Origin of the sequence: Bacillus cereus (genome assembly GCF_002564555.1) — a bacterium.
Taxonomy (GTDB): domain Bacteria; phylum Bacillota; class Bacilli; order Bacillales; family Bacillaceae_G; genus Bacillus_A; species Bacillus_A cereus_K.
In genome coordinates, this window is record NZ_NUVD01000082.1 from 20,205 (window position 1) to 41,593 (window position 21,389).

The window sequence follows — 21,389 nt, forward strand, 5'->3', positions numbered from 1 at the left end:
TAAATTGAGGGGGATATGTATGAAAGTTCGTAAGGTTATTGGAAAGATTCATTTATACCTGAGCATGATAGCGGGGATGTTTATTGTGCTGATTGGATTGACAGGGAGCTTGCTTGTTTTTCAACACGAATTAAATCGTGTGTTACATCCTGATTTATACAAAGTAACAGAAGGCGAAAAGGTTACTTATCAGAAAGCACTTCAAGCTGTATTGGCAGTACATCCAAAGGGTGAGATTCAGCGGGTATATACCCCGGATGAACCAAGTGCTCAAGGTGTTTATTTATTTAATTTGAAAGAAGGAAAGGCGAAACAAGAAGTTTACATCGATCCAGGAAATGGTAGGATCAATGGAGAGTTAGGTGAAAAATCATTTTTTAATCAGGTTGGGGAACTTCATTATCATTTACTTCTTAATGATTTTAAGGGGAAAGAGATTGTTGGTATCATTGGATTTATTTTCTTTTTCATTATTTTATCAGGTTTATATTTATGGTGGCCGGGGATTAAAAAATGGATACGCGGATTTGTTATACGCCGGGGCAAGAATTCGTATGTAAAACAATATGATCTTCATAGAGTCATTGGAGGTGTTTCAGTTCCGTTTTTATTAATCGTTTCGTTAACGGGTGGTCTGTTGGTGTATGATAAAACAATTTTTGGTTGGTTTGGAGCGAAATCTAGTGTGGCACCATCAAAAGAGACACTTGTTTCGAAAGCGCTTTCGGGAGAGAAGCTTCCTTTTGATTACTTGTTGAGTGAAGCGGAAAAAGCAGTACCACAAGGAAAAATTATGCAAGTAAGACTGCCGGAGAAAGCGAAAAAGGGCAAGGCAGAAGGTGCTGTGGAAATCCGGATGAGCCGTTCATATGATCCGGGGAATTGGAATATAAAGGTATGGATGGACCAGTATAGTGGAAAAGTATTAGCAAAGCTGGACCCAAAAGTAGATAGCGGACTTACATATCAAATATGGCGTCTTCCTTTACATACAGGAACATTTGGAGGAGTATTTACAAAGATCTTGTATGTGATTGGTGGGCTTACCCCATCTATTTTAATGTTTACTGGTGTGTATATGTGGTGGTATAAGAAAAAGAATAAGAGGAAGGGAAAAAAGACCGCGGTATCTGCAGCGTAATTATATAATTCATATACGAGTAAAAACATGATTTGATGAAGAGAGAAAGAGAATCATTAAAATGGTCAGTGCATACTGATAAGTGTAAGTGTCATATAGGGCATGAAAGGTCTTAAAAATGAAAAAATATATAATGTAGAACTGTGTGGTGGTATCTCACATCCACCAATTTAAGGATTAAGACTATTCTTGAAGTTAAAAGCACGTTACTATTCTCTTATGTTAATGAGAATAGTAACGTGCTTTCTATGAATATGCATCAAAAACAAGAGTTGTCTTTATTTGCCGAAGAGTTATATCGATATATGTCCCTCGCTATACTTAATCAATTAGTTATAGAAGTAGGTGGAATGAAACGAAAACGTAAGTGCCATGGGCACCATTTTTTATCTTTATGTGTATGATTAAATCAACAAATCGCTACTACCTCTTACTCAACTCTGTAGTCAATTAGAAACTCGTCAAGGTTTATTTGATGTGATGCTACCCTTAGGAAGAAAAAAAAACCTTCTTTTCAAGCCTTTTGAATATAATTTCTGAAAGAACTCATATATAATAGAAAAAGATACTTAACATAGTGAATAATTAAAGAGTCAATATATATAAAGAGGAGAGAGTAACATGCTTGAAAATACGGGGTTAGTATTAGAAGGCGGCGGTATGCGTGGTGTATATACTGGTGGGATACTAGAATACTTTATGGAACAAGATTTATATTTTCCATATGTAATCGGTGTATCAGCTGGTGCTTGTCATGCAGCGTCGTATCTTTCCAGGCAAAGAAATAGAAATAAGACAGTAAATATTGATTATGCATCACATCCGAAGTATTTATCATATAAAAACTTATGGAGAAAACGTCAGCTATTTGATATGGATTTCATTTTTCATGAAATTCCAGAAAAACATGTCCCATTTGATTTTGAAACATACTTTAATAGCCCAGAGCGTTTTCTTGTAGGAACAACGGATTGTGAAACAGGACGGTCTGTTTATTTTGAAAAAGAGGGAACGAATGCTGATACGCTAAATTTATTGCGAGCATCTAGTTCATTACCCTTCATTGCACCAGTAGTAGATTACCGTGGTAAGCAGTTGTTAGATGGCGGGATTTCAGATCCAATTCCAGTTCGTAAAGCACAGGAAGATGGATTTGAAAAATCAGTCGTTATTTTAACGAGAAACCATGGTTACGCGAAGAAAAAATCAAAGTTTGGCTGGGTTGCTGCGAAAGCTTATAAAAAGTATCCGAACCTTGTAAATACGATGCTAACTCGTTATGAAGTGTATAATGAAACACTTCACTACATTGAAAAAGAAGAGCAAGCTGGTAATTTATTTGTTATTAGACCAGAAGTGCCGCTTCAAGTAGATCGTATGGAAAAAGATACGGCAAAACTACAAAATTTATATGAACAAGGCTATGAAGATGCAAAGAGACAGTTTGCAGATTTACAAGCGTTTTTGCAAAAATAAGTATTAGACTGTGGAGAAAGAGTTCTCCGCAGTCTTTTTTATTATTGCTACTTATACGTTACTTTTTAAAAATGTATTAATGTTCAAGTGTTTAAAGAGTTTGTAAAACATAGGGGTATCTTATTGAGGAGAATTTATTTGAAGGATATTATGATGATGTAGCGCTACTAAACTATTTAATTTATGAGGTGATTGTTAATGAAAGGAAAAGTTTTTTCAATTACGACTTTAGTATTATTAGCAACATCAATCTCAACAAGTGCATTCTACCCAACTTTAAGTGGCCACAAAAGTGGTAACCTACTATCTTACAGAGCTCAAACGACTACGAATCAAAATGCATCTCGCTGTTCAGTAGCGATTTCTTTTATTAATTCAAATGGAAGTAATTCATACATTGAAAGCGCTTCGGATAAATTAGGATCCCATGAATCTGGAAGAGCATTAAGTGCTACTGTGAGTAATGGTGCATATAACGCCTTTGGTGCAAAAGGACTATACTCTGAGCATTATGCTAATGAGGATAATGACTATCAAGAAGAGACACGCAAAGGTAATTTTGATAGTAATGGAAACTTACGATTGCAAAGGTACCTTTGATAGTAATAGGAACTTACGATTACAGTGATAAAAAATATTAAATAGTTGTCTTTATAAATATTTGGATAAGGAGAAGGGGATGTTCATCATCTCCTTCTTATCTAAAAGGAGCCGAGTCATGTATTTAGCTTTTAAAAATATAAAAAGCAACAAACTGTTTTCAGTAATTCTTCTTATGTCATTTTTTATTTCTTTTCTTTCTATATCAGTAGCCGCGCTTTTAACAGAGTCTAAACGGAATTTTATATCAGCTTTTCAAATCGGTTTTCCAGAAAAGAATCAAATGTTAACTGTCCCTATAGATAATGAAAAAGAGCTTGAATCAATCATTCCTTTCATTCAAAGTACTTTTGTGAAAAGTGATATTTACGTAGAAAATTTAAAAGCATTGAATAGTTCAGGTGCAATAAAAATTATAGCTGTGAACTTAAAAGATGATTATTATTGGACGCCATATATTTCTGAAGGGCGATATTTTCAACGTAAAAATGTAAATGATATGGTTGTTGGTGATCAAACGAATGTAAAAGAATTATATGAATTTGATGATACATATAAAAAAATAGGAACTATATCGAGAAAAGACAGTGATGTCGGTGTAGCGGGCATATACATTCCGCTTCAAAACTTACCCACTATATCTAAAAAAGGTATTATCGCTAGTAAACAATTACAGTTAACAGTTGTTAATCCTACATCAACCATCCATAACGAAATAAAGACATTTATTAATAGGAGCAAAGAGGTGCTTTCGGGAGAGGTTCAAATACTGAATGAACGCAATCTTCAGGAACTAAATGTAACACATATAGATCCAGCGAATAAGTATTATTATAAATTCATTCTCGTTGCAATCGTTTCTGGCATTTCGGCAGTTTTATTTTGGATTTATAAAAAAGAAAGAGAGATTTCATTAAAAAAAGCAGTAGGTGCTTCCAATCTATCTATTTACTGCGAACTATATATTCAAATTTTGTTTATTTCTCTAGTAGCGATGTTGTTGGTTTTTCTTACGCTAGCAATATTTTCTGGAATAATTCATACGTATTTTCAGACATACTTATTAAAACCGTTAACACTATATGTATTGATATATAATGTTGTTTTTATAATTTCTCTTACAATATTTGTTACTTTAATTCCGATCAAGCACATTATAAATATATATCCCGGAAAACATTTAAGAACATAGGGGGCGTCATGTTTTTTATATTTGATTCTATACGGTCTGTGAAAAAACGGTTGTTACCAAGTTTGATTATAGTAATTTCTTTAATTATTGCATTTTCTTCAGCTATAGAATTTATTAGTAATCTTTCGGGATATCGAAAAATGATGACAGTAGCAAACAATTTATCAACTAATAAAAATTTCTATGAACTTTATGCGACGCAAGATATAACGTTGTTTAGCGAAGAAAAAGCGAAAAATGATTATCAATATTTCATTCAAGAGTTATCTAATACGATATCAATAACAAATACAACAAATTATTTGTTCCGTAACTATTCACTTAGCTTAAAAAAAGAAAATGGAACGATAAAGACTCTTATTGTTGATAAAGATATTAATAAATACTTTCATATGCGACTGTCACAAGGAAGATATTTTGAGGAATCGGAATTTCATAAATCAGTATTTGATATTAGACCTGTTATATTAGGTGCTAATTACAAAGAAAAGGTATCTATTGGTGATGTCATACCATCGGGGAAAATGAAGCTAAAAGTAATTGGTTTTTTAGAAAAAAATTCACCATTTACATATCCTCGGAGCGGTGAAATATCGGATAATCGTATTACATTATTAGATGACATGGCTATTTTACCAATTGGAGCAGAAGAAATAGAATTCTATAGTGTAGAACTTTTATACAATGGGTTAATTATAGAAACAAATGAGAAAATGGATATAAATGAATTTCAAAAGAAAATATTAAAGGTAACAGAAGGAAAGGGGTATTCGTACTATGTTACGAATCCGAATAAGTTGTTAGATAACGAAAAGCAAGGCATTGATAATATGTCATATCCCTTATTATTAAGCGGTACAGTCTTATCTTTTTCATTTATATCGATTTTATTAACATCAATGGCAGCGCTTTATATGGAGCGTAAAAATATTTCTATTAAATCAGCGTTAGGAGCAAGTACTTTTCAAATATGTCTTCCATTTATTATTGAGTATATGTTGCTATTCATCTTATCGATATGTATAGGAGTTACGTATTTTCAATGGGAGAATAGCGGAGCAATTGAAATTCAGAAAGGGCTAGAAAATAGTACCGTATCTTTCTTTGGAACGTTACAAGTCTCTAAAGAATCATTAATCGTTATAAGTACGTTATCAATTGTAATGATTCTCATTATATATGCAATCATTTATTTCAATGTATTAAAAATAAAAAATACATATATGAAAGAGGTGTTATAGATGATTCAGCTCGCAAATGTGGCTAAGGGCTTCGGAAAGAGTAATTTTAGTGCTTTAAAAGATATTAATCTTACAATAGAAAAAGGCGAAATGATAGCTATTATGGGACCATCTGGTTCCGGGAAATCTACCTTACTTAACATCATTGGCTTAATTGATAGTCCCTCTGCTGGAAAGTATTTTTTAGATGGAATGGATACGAGCACATTAAAGTCAAACTACCATAAGTATAGAAATAAGGAAGTTGGATTTGTATTTCAGAATTTTTCGCTACTAGATGATTATACAGCCATTGAAAATGTAATGCTTCCACTTGTATATAGAAGAATTTCTCATAAGAAACGTATGCAAATATCAAAAAGAATGCTTGAGATGGTAGGGTTGGAGAAGCATATAAATAAATATCCTAACGAGTTATCAGGAGGAGAACAACAAAGGACAGCAATAGCAAGGGCTTTAGCACAAGATACAAAAATTATACTTGCTGATGAACCGACTGGTGCTCTTGATCAAGAAAACGGGCAAAAAATTATGAACATTTTAAAAGAAATTAACAAACAAGGAAAAACGGTACTCGTTGTTACACATGATCAAAAGGTAGCTACACATTGTCAGAGGACGATACATTTACTGGATGGTAATGTTCAATGAAGATTATGGTATAATATGGATAAAATTATGCAGAAAGGTGATACATATGGAAAATGTATATAAAGGGCTTAGACATACTGGATTTACCATGATGCTTATTTTTGGTGGTGTATTTTTACTTCGTTGGCTCATTCATGATGAAATATTACTGGATCAGCTTATTGGTTTTAGTGTAGGGATGGTAATGGTTATTTCATCAGTTTTCATTCAAATGTATAGTAAAGAATTGCAGGTAAATGAGAAATATTAAAGGTTTCTAATCTATTTTTAAGTAGTTTGGTTGTAGAGGAGGCTTTCGTATGATTTTCTTATTTGCTGTATATTTTGTTTTTATTATGACATTGTTAATTACATTTCTTCTTTCTAAAAAATCATATAAGAAGTCGTTTATTAAATATATACCAACGATCATATTGTTCATTTTAGCTTTCATTTCTTCTGTTATATTTGTATTTAATAATGGAATGGGAGAGCTGATGATAGCAGTCTTCTTAGGACTTGTAGCAGTAGCGAACTTTCTCTTACTGCTTGCGTTAAAAGTAGTTCGTATGATTGTTGCAAAAGGGAAGTAGAGCATCGGAATTTGATGCTCTACTTTTTTATTTATAAAAAAAATCCCTCATAAAGAGGGATTTTAATGTGGTAAGAACACCAATTGATAAGCAAACAAAATTCCAAATAAATATATAAGTGGGTGAACAGCACGGAATTGTCCTTTTGCCACTTTCATAAGTGGGTATGAAATAAATCCAAGTGCAATCCCTGTTGAAATACTTGATGTAAGTGGCATGCTTAAGATTACTAAGAATGCTGGGAATGCTTCATCGAATGTGTCCCAATCAATATATCGAACTGAACCCATCATAAGACTACCAACGATAATTAGTGATGGTGCTGTAATAGCTGATACGCCAGAAACAGCGCTCACTAAAGGTCCGAAGAATGCTGCTACTGCAAATAGTACAGCTACTGTAACGGTTGTTAAACCAGTACGTCCACCAGCTGCAACACCAGCAGATGATTCAATGTAAGCTGTTGATGGTGTTGTTCCGAACATAGCTCCAATTGTTGCTGAGAATGAGTCAGATAGAAGAGCTCGTCCTGCTTTTGGAAGCTTTCCGTCTTTCATAAATCCGCCTTGTTGTGCAACGCCAAGCAATGTACCTGTTGTATCAAATAGTGTAACAAGGAAGAATGAGAACACAACGCCGTATAATCCGTAGTTAATTACATCAGATACAGCAGTAATTGGATTTGCAACGATAATTCCTTCTGGTAATCCAGGCATTGACGTAACGCCATTTGAAAATGTTAATTGACCTGTGAAGTAAGCGATAATCCCAGTTAATAACATTCCGATAAATAGTGCCCCGTTTATATTTAAAGACATAAGGATAATTGTAATTCCAAGACCAGCTAATGCTAGTAAAACAGGAGGGGAATGAAGATCACCAAGTCCAACTAAGTTAGAGTCATGTTTTGTTACAATTCCTGTTAAGCGTAAACCGATAAAAGCGATAAAAAGACCGATACCAGCAGTAAGTGCATGTTTTAAGTTTTCAGGAATTACTTCCATTAATTTTGTACGGAATGATGTAAATGATAACAAAATTAAAATCATACCTGCTACGAATACAGCAGAGAATGCAATTGCGAAAGTCATGCCTTCATGAGCTTTTACAACAGAGTAAGAGAAGTAAGCATTTAATCCCATACCTGGTGCAATTGCGATTGGTAAGTTTGTAAAGAGCGCCATAAATAATGTTCCGACAACAGCAGCGATAATTGTTGCTGTAAATGCTTGTTCGAATGGAACACCTGCATCACCAAGGATGACAGGGTTTACGACAATAATATATGCCATTGTTAAGAAGGTAATAATACCCGCCGTAATTTCAGTTTTAATAGAAGTTTTATGTTTTGAAAGGTTAAACATATAAACATCCTTTCTTTTTACGAATAATTTCCACAACAGTTATATATAATATTCGTTTTTTATGTATTTTGCAATAGTTTTGCATAAAAACTTTAGAACAATTCATATTTTATGTCTTAAATTCGAATATTAACCGTATGGTTGCTTGTGAATTGCGGTTTTTTAATGTGTAAGTAGTTTTTATAATTGTGCACATTATAAGAGAAAAGGAGTTGAAGGAAGTTATGCCGCAGCAAAAAAACTTTTTAACAATGCCAGCGCAGCATCAAAATAAACAGCCTGGTATTGAATCGTTAATGAATCCTCTTCCAAAGTTTGAAGATCCAAATTATAAAGGAAGCGAAAAGTTAAAAGGAAAGAATATATTAATTACAGGGGGAGATAGCGGAATTGGACGAGCTGTTTCCATCGCTTTTGCAAAAGAGGGAGCAAATATAGCAATTGCTTATTTAGATGAGGAAGAAGATGCAAATGAGACGAAACAACGAGTTGAAAAAGAAGGCGTGAAGTGTGTGTTGTTGCCGGGGGATTTAAGTAATGAACAACATTGTAAAGATATTGTGGAAGAGACTGTTTCAAAGCTAGGCAGTTTAAATATTCTTGTGAATAACGTCGCACAGCAATATCCGCAGCAAGGATTAGAGTACATTACAGCGGAACAGCTAGAAAAAACATTCCGTATTAATATTTTTTCTTATTTTCATGTTACAAAAGCAGCACTTCCTCATTTAAAGCAAGGTGATGTCATTATAAATACGGCATCTATCGTTGCGTATGAAGGAAATGAAACGTTGATCGATTATTCTGCAACGAAAGGAGCGATTGTAGCTTTTACAAGATCGCTTTCTCAGTCGTTAGTGCAAAAAGGTATTCGTGTAAATGGTGTGGCGCCGGGACCGATTTGGACTCCGCTTATTCCATCGAGTTTTGATGAGAAAAAAGTGTCGCAGTTCGGTAGTAATGTCCCGATGCAAAGGCCAGGTCAACCATATGAATTAGCACCAGCATATGTATATTTAGCATCTAGTGATTCTTCTTATGTTACAGGGCAGATGATACATGTAAATGGGGGCGTTATTGTAAATGGATAGTTTTCATTTATAAGAGAAAAGTAAGGCTAATTGCATTTATCCCGCTATTTGTGGGCAGTAAGACTCCTACCTTAAAATTCGGCGCATGCAAGGAAGTTAGGTAGGAGATAACTGTCCGTAAATGCCCGATTGGTGAGGGCTAATACTCAGTGGGGGATGGACAAAACCCCCACTGAGTATTAGTTTCACTTTATTATGATATTAGTGCTAGGGAGGATTTAGATGAAGAAAGCATTGTTTATCGTAATCCTATTTTTCTGCCCACCAGCTAGTGCTTTTGCTAATACAGATCATTTAATCCTAGTGAATCTTACGACGAATCAGCTGTCTTTTTTTGAAGATGGCAACTATATGAGGACATTTCCGATAACGACTGGAAGAGACAGTACCCCAACGCCTGAAGGGAATTTTTGTATTATAACTAAATATAAAAATAAAGAATATCATCGCAAAAAAATAGCTGGGGGTGCACCGAATAATCCGCTCGGTACGAGGTGGCTCGGTCTAGATAAAAAGGAATACGCGATTCACGGGACAAATAGAGAATGGACAATTGGAAGTAGGGAATCAAATGGTTGTATTCGCATGCATGACCGAGATATACAGTGGCTATATGAGCGAGTGGAATTGCAGACGAAAGTAATTATTTCTCGTTTTCATACGAGCCCCGAATATGAAGCGAATAAGCTTGGCTATCGTGTTGTGAGCTGGAATGGTCGTAAAGTAGAAGAAGAGCAAATTGGAATACTTACGTTAGTAGACCGTGTCAATATATATTGGCAAGAACCAAATGGGCAGTTAACAAAAGTAAAAACGGTATTACCGAATGAAAGGTATACCGTGTATTCCAAACGAAAAGATGGAATATATTATATAGGAAACAATTTGTATATTGTAGATGAAACAGGAGAAAAAATTCGTTATGAGCAAATTCCTTCTTCGACTTTAAGTAATATATATAAACGGAAATACAATGTTCCGTAATGGCTACCGTATTATAGACGGTAGCTTATTTCTACTTGGAGTTTAACTGCAACTATTGTATTTTGCTGAATATAATACAATACAGATTGGGGGCAGTTATACTATGAAAAGTGAATTTGCATTTAAAGTTTTCTTAGTAACGACCTGTTTATTTATCGTGTATTTGTATGCGTTTCTCGTTTTTTCTTTTTATGTTCCATATGCTGATGTAATATTGTTTTTCGGATTTATTTGGGCGTTCGTTAAAGCAAGGGAAGGAGAGAAGAGTATATATCGGCGCATTACCCTATGCGGGACGGTCGTTCTTGTTATTTTGTACTTTTTTATGATGCATGATTTTTGGAGAGGAATGTAAAAAAGCATACGACTAATCGTATGCTTTTATGTTTAATATTTTGGCTTAAACGTATGACAACAAGTCTCTACACTCGTTGTTACAGAACTTTCAAGCGTTTCGTTTGTTAAAGTAGCACCTGTATACGAACTGTTTTCAATTTGATCTGCTTCTTGTGCATCCGGTTGAACAACGATTGCACTTGCTTGGCAAAAGTTACCTTGTCCCCAAAATGAGCAATTGGAAACAGAGCATTTCACTTCTGGCATAAAACCCCCTCCTTATACATTAGTGTGGGATTTTACGGCCATTTCATGTGTAGAAGGAGTTTCCTTTTCTCGTTATTTCTTCGTCTGCTCAAGCCATGTTTTTAATTTGTCTTTCGGTTGTTCGCCGCTAATACGGCTCACTTCTTTGCCATCTTTAAAATGAATGATTGTTGGAGTTCCTGTAATTTTATATTCATCCCAAGGAGCATCTAATTTTTCGATATCCATAACTTTCATATCAACATTCAAGTCTTTAGCCATTGGTACTACAATAGGAGATAATTTTTGGCAATGAACGCAAGATGTTTGATAAAAGTATACAGTTTGTTCTTTTTTCTCTTCTAAATTCTTTTGGAGATCTGAAAGAGAGATTTTATTTGTGTAGTAGTCAGGACCGTCTGTTTGACTACCGGTAGCATTATCAATTTTTTGGCTAGTTGAAGCATTTTTTTCTTCCATTTGTGTTACAGCAAAGATTGCCGCAAACAGGGCGATAATAATACCACCAAATATAAGCATTTTTTTCATTCTTTCATCTCCTTATTTGTTTTTGATGACAATAAAGCTACAAACAGCGATTGTGATAAAGCCGATAAGTGCTAAAAACGGGATTGTCACAAAGCCGAACCAGTTTATGTATTCTCCCGTACAAGGTACGCGTCCGCAAGCTGCCCCGGCAGCTGAAAATGCTGCGATTTTTTGAATTGCATAGTGATATAAAGAAATACAAGCACCAATACTTGCGATTGGTAAAGAATAACTTGCGATGCGATAGTCTTTCTTTGCTACAGCGATACCAAGCCATAAAACGAATGGATACATGAAAATACGTTGATACCAACAAAGGACACAAGGCTCAAATTTCATGATTTCGGAAAAGTATAGACTTCCTAGTGTAGCGATAAAAGAAGCTCCCCATGCGGTAAATAAAGCATATTCTTGCTTTTTTTCTCGTCCCATATTTTATACCTCTCTTATAATAGTTACATACTAAATTATAGTATGAAGTGGCACAGAAAAGAAAGAAAAAATATGTTTATCAATAAAAGTTTTATAAGGAGAAACTTTTATTGATATCAAGATTTTAAAAAGCGCCATTCTCATAAAGAGAATAGCGCTATATTTTACATTTGTATTTGCTCTACTTCTTCTATATGTGACTTTTGAGATGCGTGGTCAATATATTGAAATAGGAGCTGTAACTGTTTATCAACTTCTGGCAGTTCTTTACTGTATTGATAAGCGTGTAAAAAGTGCTCGATACGCTTAGAAAATAATTGATCGTTCGTTTGAACCATTAGAACGAGTAATTTATCCCAATTACAACAATACGTGTAATAGAGCGCTTTATCATAGTCGTTATATGTTTGCACTGTGTACCCTCCTTACCGAGAGTTATATATAGTGTGTGAAAAGTAAGGGGAAATACACTTGAAAGAATTTGTTAAGAAAAAAAGCGAATGAAAAGAAAAAACGAGGAAGTTCCTCGTTTTTTAAGCTTTTGGCATTGGCGTAGGTGTTGGTTTGCCGTAGCCTTCTTTGTATTTATTGTCGATATAGTTACGAATTTCAAGCGTTGATTTTCCTTTTTGTTTCATCGAAGCAGATTCAACTGCGATTTCTAGGCAATTGACGCAAGTTGTCGCGTGGGAATCCCAAACGACTTCACCGTTCTTTTTAATTTCACGAATAAAGCAGTTTTTATTATTTTTATGTCCTACACTTTCACCACATCCGCAATAACATGGGATCCAGTCTAATAGTTCTGCATTTTGTCCAGCGACAGTGTAGATTTCTTTCATTTGTGGATCAAGCTTGTCTAGGAAGGTTGGAAGCGTGTCGATTCCTTTTGTGTTTTCTTGAATGTCAGCTTGCTGCGTGTGCGTGGCATGATCATGTTCTTCCTTTGACTCAGAAGATTTTTTTTCATTTGTACCAGTACTCCCGCATCCAGCAAGAATTAAGCTCAGTACTGCAAGTAAAGAAAATACATACTTTTTCATTCGCTTGTCCCCTTTACAAATGTATTAACCAAATTGTATCAAATATCATGGTGCGTTGGGTGAAGATTTTTTCGACTGATTTTTGAAGCGCCACCGCAGTGAATGGAATAGAAATAAAATTGGGATATAAGCGTATACAATATATAAGCCAATCTGAGATAGTACCGTATTTAATGTATTGATACTTTCCCGGTTTGTGAAAAACAGAGATGAAACAAATATAGTCGCAATAAAAAATGGCAATGTAATCTTAAATGGTATGTGAAAGGAAGCTTTACTAATGCGACAAGAAGACCAAATGGTTAAACAAAGATTAGGTAAAATAATAAGAAACCAGAGAAAAATAATAATGTACTCAAATCTTTGGATAAAAGGAATTTTAATAATTTTTAGCATCGTTAATGTTGGCCAAATTGTATGATGTAGTTGTCCTTGGCTATAGTACATAAGGGACACGATTGCTAGTACTACGTATAAAATAGTTGTAAAGGCAATACCACCGTGTGCCCATTTATGTAGTGACTTTCCTTTTTTAATAAGTGGATAAAAGATAAGAATCGCTTCAAATCCAAGAAATTCTAATGCAGATGATTTTGCTGAATATAGAATATCTACAGGTGAATGGGTAAGAATCGGTAAAATGTTACGGACATGTGCATATTTCATAGGGAACACTAAGAAAAGTAGTACGAAAATCGGTATTACGACGCCCCAAAAACACATTCCTGTTACAGAGCGAAATCCACCTTTTATTACGTAATACGTCACGAGTAAAAATAAGAACGTTAATTTCCATGGCTTAATTGTAGGAAAAACCCATACTTGAATGACTTCAATATATGTACGAAGCACAGTTAGGCAAAATAAGAGAAGATATGCAGCAAAGCACATAGACAAAAAAGTTCCAAGCCATTTTCCGAAACATGTCGTATGAATGGTCATTAAATCATTATCTTTATCTAACATTTTTAACATACAAAACAGTACGATATGAGTTATAATACCCGCAACAATAAGAGAAATCCAAGAATCATAACCAGCATATTGTGCAATAATTCGTTGGTATCCTAATACGCCTACTCCAATTTGAAGAGAGTGTAATAAAAGAAATGTGAAATAAGGGGAAACAGTCATTGTTTTATTTTGTTCAGCCATTGTAACACCTCACTATTCTCCGATACCAGATTGCACGACATTGATTTGCACATGAACAGCAACGTCTACATTAGGGTACATGTCTTGAATTTGTTTTATCGTCCATTTTCTTGAATGACTACGAATTTCTTCTCGTATACCTATTGGATCCACTTCTTTTTCTTGGAATTGTTTTATTAATTCGTTTAAATCTTTTTCAATTGTTTTTTCTACATGTTTTTTTACGTATTTTATATTCTCTGCCTTCGTTAAATCGAGCCAATCTGGAGCGTTTTTTATGAGTCCATTTAATTTGAGTTGAATATGGATTTTCGGGATGTCACCTGTATCGGTCAGGTAACAAACGCTTTTTCCAGATAAATTTTGAGTGGCAATTGACCCTTTATGGTTACCTCGACGTATCGGAACTTCGTAACGTCCATTTTTAGTTCGATTAATGAGTAATTTGAATAAAAAAGATCCTTTTTTATCTGTATACATAACCACTTTATCTTTTTTTAAAAAAGCAAGTCCCTTAATGGAAGCAGATTTGTCTTCATCCACTTTAATGTAAGGAAGAAATGGATCGCATCCCGATGAAAAATAGTTATATAAAAAAATATTTAAAGCGGTCCGTGGAATCGTTTCAGTTACTATATTTTGCTCCAGTAAATCAGATAAATATAGTGATCCATTTGATTTTATATGTTTGAGCAGATGTTCGGTTGAACCATCTACAAGTGCTAGTTGTACGTCCCGACCAACATTGGGATCACGTTGCAGGTTGTTAATAATGTCACCAATACCTTGTTCACCAAATGATTTTCCGAATAGGGCAACACGCATTTGTCCTACGGCGATAGTGTGTGGTGATTTGGCATTTAGAAGTGAAGAAATTGTTTCAATAGTGCCGGCAGTAGTTGACTGAGTTTCTGGTTTTGATTGAACACCTTTTGTGTAATCGGGATATAAAATCGTCCCGCGAAATTTTTTATCTTTCGTTATATCGAATCCACCTATATGAATAATTCGCTGTGTGTCTACTATATTCGGTTGTGTACATCCGGATTGGAAAATTAAAACGATAATAGCAAAGCATAATAAAATATTTTTCATTTTTCCTCACCATCACGTTTTTCTTTCGCTTTGTTTGGATCATAGCGCCATTTCTTTTTTGGCCTTAGAAAAGAGGCCCGCCCAGCAGTTTGACTAAATGGTAAGCGAAGGAGTCCTTCTGCTGTTCCTAACCCGCGGAATGGGTATAGAGGTAATAAATAAGGTGATCCAAGTGATTTTAAGCGAATTAAATGAGCTAGTATGAATACGAATCCGACGATAAGACCTACGCCGCCAAATGCTCCAGCTAAAATGATGAGTGGAAATCGTAATATCCGGATAGTGGAAGACATTTTTACTGTTGGTGTTGTAAATGAAGCGAGTGCAGATAACGCAACTGCAATTAATAAAATAGTACTCGTTAAAGCAGCCTCAACAGATGCTTGCCCAATTACAATCCCGCCAACAATACCAATCGTTTGGCCGACTTTAGTCGGTAAGCGTGCTCCAGCCTCGCGCAGTAATTCAATTGTAATTTCTAAAAAAAGTGCTTCTAACATAGGTGGAAATGGTACGTTAGCTCTAGAATAAATAATTGGCCCAAGTAAATCAGCTGGAATCATTTGATAGTGATACGTTAATACAGCTGTGTAAATAGCTGAAGAGAATAAAGAGAATGCTGCTCCGAAAAAACGAACCATTCTAAGAAATGAGCCTGCTATCCATGGCAAATAATAATCTTCTGGAGAGACGAAGAAATCGAGCAACGTCGCCGGTCCGGCTAATGCATATGGTGAACCGTCTGTTAAAATGACAACCCCTCCATTAAGTAACGCATAAACGGAGCGATCTAAACGCTCTGTGGGTAGTAAAACAGGGAAGGTGGAGTTGCTATTATCACTAATAAACTGTTCGATCATAGTTGCATCGAAAGGAACATCAAAGTCAATGTCTTGTAGGCGCTGCATGGCAGTATTGACGTGCTGTTCATTTGTAATGCCTTCGATGTAGGCAACTACGACCTTTGTTTTTGATATAGAGCCAACTGCAATTTCTTTGAAAACTAATTGCTCCGTTACAATATTTCGGCGAAGTAAGTGTGTATTTGTATCAAGATTTTCAACAAATCCGACTTTTGGCCCGATTACACTATATTCATTTTCGGTATCGTTATATAATCGTGTACCTACAACTGAACTTTCAGCACGAATAAGTGCATATTCCGCTGAGTGAGAATCTTTTTTTAGCTGTATGAGTACATACCCACCTAATAATTTTTCACGAATATCATCAATAGAAGGGTTGGTGATAATCTCTTCGAGTGTGACGATATTTGCTAAGTCACTTATATTTTCAATGTGATCTAATTCTCTTTTGATAGGTGTCAAAATGAATCGAGTAATGAGGAGTGATTCAGCTGTAGATTTATAATAAAATAAACATAACGTTCCATCTTCTACGATGTTATAAGAAACGAAATCACTAGATTCTTTCATAGTATGGATAAACTCTGGAATAGAACAGACTGTTTTTTTCTTCTTTTTAGATGATAAACGAAACATTTCCTCACCCCTGACATACATCATTTACTTGTGTTAGTTTTTGGGAAAGACGGGAATTTATACTTCAAAGTTGAAAGTTCATAAAGAAAAGGAAGAGTAGTGAATACCTCTTCCTTTTTTGCATGTTAATTTGTTTTCTTTTCTTTAATAGACTTCACTAATTTAATCATTTCCGCTCTTATATCTTCTTTTTTTACATTTAATTTTTCTGCAATTTGTTTAATGTCCATTCCATCTTTTTTCATTTTTAGTACATCATCAAGAGGTGTATTACTTTTTTGAGAAATGATTGTTAATACCGTGAGCTGACGCAAGCTGATGTTATATTCTTTCATTTTTTGTTTTAGTCCGTCTGGTGTAGATTTTTGCATAGTTGCTAACTGTTGCAGCAGTGCTTTTTTCGTTTCTTTATTCATATGATGCTTTTTCAATTTACTTGGATCCACACCAAAATGTTGTGCCGTTTTCTCCCAAGATTTATTTTGTTTATAGTAAGCTAAAACGTCTTTAATTTCTTTTTTACTGATTCTCGCAATGTGGGCAGCTTTCCAAATTTCATGTTTGTTATAGCCGAGTTTTTCGAGCGACTGCATTTCTTCGTCTGGAATAGGCTTATGATGGTGCATTGTTACTTCTTTTGGTGTGGCAGCGGAAGCAGGAAAGACAGTTGCCCCGCATAATAATGCTGCCATCGTCATACTTACTGCGATTTTTTTGTACATATAAACTCCTCCTAGATGGATAATGTGGAAAACTTTACACATATCATTTCCATAAACTGTGAAATACTTGTGAACAAGTTAAGTTTTTTTATTCACAGTATGAAATAACGTTTTTAGAAGTTTTCCAACATAAAACATTGATTAATAGTAAAAAACTAGGGTATAATCGAAATTGAAAATCAATATCAATAAAAAAGGTATACATATAGATAAAAATAAGGGAGAGAAAAATATGACTACATATACTTCCATCGCAAATGTGATTAAAGAAAGACGCTCTGTTCGTACATTTACAGATAAAGCAGTAGAAAAAGAGTTATTAATTGAACTATTAAACGACGCAACGTGGGCACCAAATCATAAGAACCGTGAACCATGGAATTGTAAACTATACATTGGAGACGGTCGTCAGAAATTAGTAGACGCAGTATTAAACTCTTTCACAGAAGAAGAAAGAGCGAAACGCGGTAAAATTTTATCGGATCGTTTCTTAAGCACACCTGCACAAATCGTTGTATATATGAATGAGGATCTGCGTCAAATTCAACGTGATGAAGATTACGCTGCAACATGTGCATTTATGCAAAACTTCCAACTGCTTGCTTGGGAACGCGGCTTAGGCTGTGTTTGGAAATCAGGCGGATTAAACTACAATCCATTATTTATAGAAGGAATCGGTTTAACAAGAGGCCAACGCATCGTTGGAATTCTTCATATTGGTTATTTCGATAAAGCACCAGAAGGAAAAGCGCGAGCGCCGATTACGGAGAAGATGGAGATTATTGAGGGGTAATTAGAAAGGCATTCTTGTTTTGAACAAGGGTGCCTTTTTTATTTAAATAATATTTGGCAGGTTTGTTATGAGAAACGTCAAATACATATGTTTATGTGGATTTTAAATAGTCTTGTAGATAGTGGGTGTGTGCAGTTATTTGCGTTAAAATAAATTCACTACGTATTTTGAAAGGACTGTCTTTATGTTACAAGCCGAAATTAAAGGGAAGTTTTATAGCAGTAGTGAAGATGTATTGACGTCATCTGTTATTGGAAGCATGCGTTATTTATCTTCACCATCTTTTTTTGTAGATTTATTAAACAGCAGCTTTAATTGGCACGGAGAAGCTTTACATATAGAGGGTAAAATTAAGAAAATAACCTTTTTATTTTGGGAAAGGTTAGAAAACAGTGAACCAGATGTTTTAGCGCTCTTAGAAAATGAAGATTCTACTTATCATATTGTGTGTATAGAAGCGAAGTTTTTATCAGGTAAGTCTAGTAAAGAAGATGAAACAGTTGATTTGATGGAGAGGAAGAATTTTCAACGTGATCAACTAGCAAGAGAATTGGAGGATTTACATAGCGATACTTTTTATAAATATGTTGCTATTCCTCCGTCAAAAGTAAAAGATATATCACTTATTTATCTGACAAACGATACAAGTATGCCCTGCGGAGAGTTATCGGACAGTGCCAATCATGCACGTTTATTGGAAGCGGAAAAAAAGATTTTTTGGCTCTCGTGGTCTATGATTTATAGTACGGTTTGCGAGTGGATTCCATATGGGACTGTGCAAGATCAATGCATTTTATATGACTTAAAGCTTTTACTAGAGAAAAAGGGATTAAATAGTTTTAGCGGATTATCAAGAGTAGAAGAAGTCCAAAAAAATTGTTGGGTATATTCAAAGGCAAGCTCACAATACAGGTGGGATGGTTTATCTGAAGTGGTATGTGACGTTTGGAAATATATGCGGAGAGGAAAATGATGCATGAGTACAAAGGATATTATGAAATTATCTATTCAAAATGTAAGGGAAGTTATTAATAATAGTATTTTGTTACTGCGAGATGTCGATAATATGCTGTCTAGGGAAGGATTAATACCGCTGTTTGGAAGTACATTAGGGACGGAAACGAGTAAGAACATAGGGCAGTCAATGGATCAAAATAGCTATAATACATTTTTTCCACAATTTATGTGTAGGGTGTATGTAGATAATAATGAATTACAACAAAATAGAATTGAAAAAGTGACTATTGTGAATGTGCAATTGTATCATGCGAATTGTCCATTATTATATCCTACCGTTATAGCTGGGATTTTTAAATTGCCCCGTACATTTACTGCACAAGAAATTAAACAAAAGGTAAACTACTGGTGGTTAAAACATGTTGCATTTGAATATTGTTCTTATGAGAAATTAAAATTTGATGGAACATCGATTACTGTAAGGCCTTGGGTAGAAGAAAAGAATGAAACTGAGGTTGTATTTTGGTGTCATGAATTGCATACTTTTGAGAACCAAGGTGATATAGAGAGGAAAATAGTTGAGCAGATAAGAGAGTATAAGAATTTCCCCACGTACACTAATGAGGGATGTTAATCCAGTAAGCTCAAGTATTGTTGAAATAAAAAAGGTGAATAAGTCGAGTAAGTTTGTTTAGTTCTCATGAAAGCTTGTTCCTCATCATACACTTTCTTAAGGGAAAGTGTAAGGAGGGAAAATAATGAGAGCAAGTGACGATAAAGCACTGCAATATGCGATTGCGGAAATTACGGAAATTGCGACTGGATTTGGGCTTGATTTTTATCCGATGCGTTATGAAATATGTCCAGCGGAAATTATTTATACATTTGGTGCATATGGGATGCCGACGAGGTTTTCACATTGGAGTTTTGGAAAGCAATTTTTTAGAATGAAATTACAATACGATTTAGGTCTTAGTAAAATATACGAACTCGTTATTAACTCTGATCCATGTTACGCCTTTTTATTAGATACGAACTCTTTAATTCAAAATAAACTCATCGTAGCGCACGTTTTAGCACACTGTGACTTCTTCAAAAATAATGTTCGTTTTTCAAATACGAAGCGAGATATGGTAGAGAGTATGGCGGCAACAGCTGATCGTGTGAAAGCATATGAGCATAAGTACGGAAAAGAAGAGGTAGAAACATTTTTAGATGCCGTACTTGCCATTCAAGAGCATATTGACCCATCACTTATGCGACCGAAACTCGCGTGGAGTATTGATGATTTAGAAGAGGAAGAAGTAGACAAGAAAAAGGCGTCGCAATACGATGATTTATGGAATTTAGATGACCGAAATAAAAAGAGGGAACGATCTAATATACGAAAAAAGAAGAAGATCCCACCACAGCCAGAGAAAGATTTACTCCTCTTTATTGAAGAATATAGCCGTGAGCTAGAAGATTGGCAGCGCGATATATTAACGATGATGCGCGAGGAAATGTTATATTTCTGGCCACAGCTGGAAACGAAGATCATGAACGAAGGCTGGGCGTCCTACTGGCATCAACGCATACTTCGTGAAATGGATTTAACATCTTCTGAAGCAATTGAATTCGCAAAGCTTAATGCGGGTGTCGTACAGCCATCCAAAACAAGTATTAACCCATACTACCTCGGTATTAAAATGTTTGAAGATATTGAAGAACGCTACAACAACCCGACAGAAGAAATGAAGCGACGCGGTGTAAAACCAGGATCTGGTCGTGACAAAATCTTTGAAGTACGCGAAATTGAATGGGACGTATCGTTCCTTAGAAACTACTTAAATAAAGAACTCGTCATGAGAGAAGATATGTACTTATTCCAGCGCCAAGGGAAAGAATATAAAGTAATAGATAAAGAGTGGGAACACGTACGTGATCAACTCGTAAATATGCGGACAAATGGAGGTTTTCCGTACTTAGTAGTAGAAGATGGAGACTACTTGAAGAACGGAGAATTGTACATTAAACATAGTTACGAAGGAATCGAGCTCGATTTAAAATACTTAGAAAAAGTATTGCCATACATCCATCAGTTATGGGGAAGGACGGTGCATATGGAGTCGATTGTGGAGAGTAAGGGTGTTGTGTTTTCTTATGATGGGAAGATGGTGCATCGGAAGTATGTGTGAAGGAAAGAACGGACATAGAATGCTATGTCCGTTCTTTTTTATTTGGAATAAAGTTAAATATGCTATTCTT

General features: G+C 35.0%; 25 protein-coding genes and 1 pseudogene. 16 read left to right on the forward strand and 10 right to left on the reverse strand.

Translation table 11 applies throughout. The features are described 5' to 3' along the window. Positions 1-19: 19 nt before the first annotated feature. From COI75_RS18265 to COI75_RS18305, 9 genes and pseudogenes are all read left to right on the forward strand, one after another. On the forward strand, positions 20-1,141 hold the full coding sequence (locus COI75_RS18265; RefSeq protein WP_098448520.1) for a PepSY-associated TM helix domain-containing protein: 1,122 nt from the start codon (positions 20-22) through the stop codon (positions 1,139-1,141). Positions 1,142-1,389: 248 nt separating this feature from the next. Next, positions 1,390-1,648, forward strand: a pseudogene (locus COI75_RS18270) (IS4 family transposase); the annotation flags it as partial. A 114-nt stretch (positions 1,649-1,762) separates the two neighbouring features. Further along, a complete protein-coding gene (locus tag COI75_RS18275) occupies positions 1,763-2,617 on the forward strand; it encodes a patatin-like phospholipase family protein (RefSeq protein ID WP_000892689.1) in 855 nt (284 codons plus the stop codon). Between the two features lie 198 nt (positions 2,618-2,815). Next, a complete protein-coding gene (locus COI75_RS18280; protein ID WP_000676989.1) occupies positions 2,816-3,217 on the forward strand; it encodes a hypothetical protein in 402 nt (133 codons plus the stop codon). A 118-nt stretch (positions 3,218-3,335) separates the two neighbouring features. Continuing rightward, entirely contained in the window at positions 3,336-4,409 is a 1,074-nt protein-coding gene (locus COI75_RS18285) for an ABC transporter permease (protein WP_000280234.1), read from the forward strand. Between the two features lie 8 nt (positions 4,410-4,417). Next, complete coding sequence (locus COI75_RS18290; protein ID WP_000465067.1) at positions 4,418-5,650, forward strand: ABC transporter permease; 1,233 nt, start codon at positions 4,418-4,420, stop codon at positions 5,648-5,650. Then, positions 5,651-6,301 (forward strand): ABC transporter ATP-binding protein, encoded by a 651-nt coding sequence (locus COI75_RS18295; RefSeq protein WP_000615289.1) that lies wholly within the window; start codon positions 5,651-5,653, stop codon positions 6,299-6,301. Between the two features lie 46 nt (positions 6,302-6,347). After that, entirely contained in the window at positions 6,348-6,551 is a 204-nt protein-coding gene (locus COI75_RS18300; RefSeq protein WP_000432829.1) for a hypothetical protein, read from the forward strand. A gap of 49 nt (positions 6,552-6,600) precedes the next feature. Then, entirely contained in the window at positions 6,601-6,873 is a 273-nt protein-coding gene (locus COI75_RS18305) for a hypothetical protein (protein WP_000576469.1), read from the forward strand. 62 nt (positions 6,874-6,935) lie between these two features. On the opposite strand, the gene COI75_RS18310 is transcribed toward COI75_RS18305, so the two are convergent. After that, a complete protein-coding gene (locus COI75_RS18310; protein ID WP_000482736.1) occupies positions 6,936-8,237 on the reverse strand; it encodes an NCS2 family permease in 1,302 nt (433 codons plus the stop codon). A 224-nt stretch (positions 8,238-8,461) separates the two neighbouring features. Between COI75_RS18310 and COI75_RS18315 the strand changes: the two genes are divergently transcribed. From COI75_RS18315 to COI75_RS18325, 3 genes are all read left to right on the forward strand, one after another. Next, positions 8,462-9,328: an SDR family oxidoreductase gene (locus tag COI75_RS18315; RefSeq protein WP_001136269.1), complete on the forward strand. Its 867-nt coding sequence runs from the start codon at positions 8,462-8,464 to the stop codon at positions 9,326-9,328. 222 nt (positions 9,329-9,550) lie between these two features. Beyond that, entirely contained in the window at positions 9,551-10,312 is a 762-nt protein-coding gene (locus tag COI75_RS18320; RefSeq protein WP_000709410.1) for a L,D-transpeptidase, read from the forward strand. Between the two features lie 103 nt (positions 10,313-10,415). Further along, on the forward strand, positions 10,416-10,667 hold the full coding sequence (locus COI75_RS18325) for a hypothetical protein (RefSeq protein ID WP_000834194.1): 252 nt from the start codon (positions 10,416-10,418) through the stop codon (positions 10,665-10,667). Between the two features lie 32 nt (positions 10,668-10,699). Here COI75_RS18325 and COI75_RS18330 read toward each other — a convergent pair whose 3' ends face one another. The 9 genes from COI75_RS18330 to COI75_RS18370 form a co-directional block, all read right to left on the reverse strand. After that, entirely contained in the window at positions 10,700-10,915 is a 216-nt protein-coding gene (locus COI75_RS18330) for a DUF1540 domain-containing protein (protein WP_001115399.1), read from the reverse strand. Positions 10,916-10,987: 72 nt separating this feature from the next. Then, positions 10,988-11,443 (reverse strand): thioredoxin family protein, encoded by a 456-nt coding sequence (locus COI75_RS18335; protein ID WP_000738434.1) that lies wholly within the window; start codon positions 11,441-11,443, stop codon positions 10,988-10,990. 12 nt (positions 11,444-11,455) lie between these two features. Beyond that, positions 11,456-11,875 carry a disulfide formation protein C gene (locus COI75_RS18340; RefSeq protein WP_000532253.1) on the reverse strand — a complete coding sequence of 140 codons (420 nt, stop codon included), beginning with the start codon at positions 11,873-11,875 and terminating at the stop codon, positions 11,456-11,458. A gap of 164 nt (positions 11,876-12,039) precedes the next feature. Then, positions 12,040-12,288 carry a YhdB family protein gene (locus COI75_RS18345; RefSeq protein ID WP_001195458.1) on the reverse strand — a complete coding sequence of 83 codons (249 nt, stop codon included), beginning with the start codon at positions 12,286-12,288 and terminating at the stop codon, positions 12,040-12,042. Positions 12,289-12,408: 120 nt separating this feature from the next. Next, positions 12,409-12,918 (reverse strand): PCYCGC domain-containing protein, encoded by a 510-nt coding sequence (locus COI75_RS18350; protein ID WP_000761033.1) that lies wholly within the window; start codon positions 12,916-12,918, stop codon positions 12,409-12,411. A gap of 45 nt (positions 12,919-12,963) precedes the next feature. Further along, positions 12,964-14,073 carry a GerAB/ArcD/ProY family transporter gene (locus COI75_RS18355; protein ID WP_000840529.1) on the reverse strand — a complete coding sequence of 370 codons (1,110 nt, stop codon included), beginning with the start codon at positions 14,071-14,073 and terminating at the stop codon, positions 12,964-12,966. Between the two features lie 12 nt (positions 14,074-14,085). Further along, positions 14,086-15,168 (reverse strand): spore germination protein GerYC, encoded by a 1,083-nt coding sequence (locus COI75_RS18360; protein WP_000789832.1) that lies wholly within the window; start codon positions 15,166-15,168, stop codon positions 14,086-14,088. Continuing rightward, entirely contained in the window at positions 15,165-16,670 is a 1,506-nt protein-coding gene (locus tag COI75_RS18365; protein ID WP_000489318.1) for a spore germination protein, read from the reverse strand. The genes COI75_RS18360 and COI75_RS18365 overlap by 4 nt, the downstream gene beginning before the upstream one ends. Positions 16,671-16,795: 125 nt before the next feature. Continuing rightward, complete coding sequence (locus COI75_RS18370) at positions 16,796-17,392, reverse strand: hypothetical protein (RefSeq protein WP_000276980.1); 597 nt, start codon at positions 17,390-17,392, stop codon at positions 16,796-16,798. Positions 17,393-17,624: 232 nt separating this feature from the next. On the opposite strand from COI75_RS18370, the gene COI75_RS18375 reads away from it, so the two are divergent. The 4 genes from COI75_RS18375 (at position 17,625) to spoVR (ending at position 21,319) form a co-directional block, all read left to right on the forward strand. After that, a complete protein-coding gene (locus tag COI75_RS18375) occupies positions 17,625-18,185 on the forward strand; it encodes a nitroreductase family protein (protein ID WP_098448521.1) in 561 nt (186 codons plus the stop codon). A 184-nt stretch (positions 18,186-18,369) separates the two neighbouring features. Next, positions 18,370-19,158: a hypothetical protein gene (locus COI75_RS18380; RefSeq protein WP_000938305.1), complete on the forward strand. Its 789-nt coding sequence runs from the start codon at positions 18,370-18,372 to the stop codon at positions 19,156-19,158. 3 nt (positions 19,159-19,161) lie between these two features. Then, a complete protein-coding gene (locus tag COI75_RS18385; protein ID WP_000104659.1) occupies positions 19,162-19,776 on the forward strand; it encodes a hypothetical protein in 615 nt (204 codons plus the stop codon). A 124-nt stretch (positions 19,777-19,900) separates the two neighbouring features. Further along, positions 19,901-21,319 (forward strand): stage V sporulation protein SpoVR, encoded by a 1,419-nt coding sequence (spoVR, locus tag COI75_RS18390; protein WP_001202723.1) that lies wholly within the window; start codon positions 19,901-19,903, stop codon positions 21,317-21,319. The last annotated feature ends 70 nt before the right edge of the window (positions 21,320-21,389 follow it).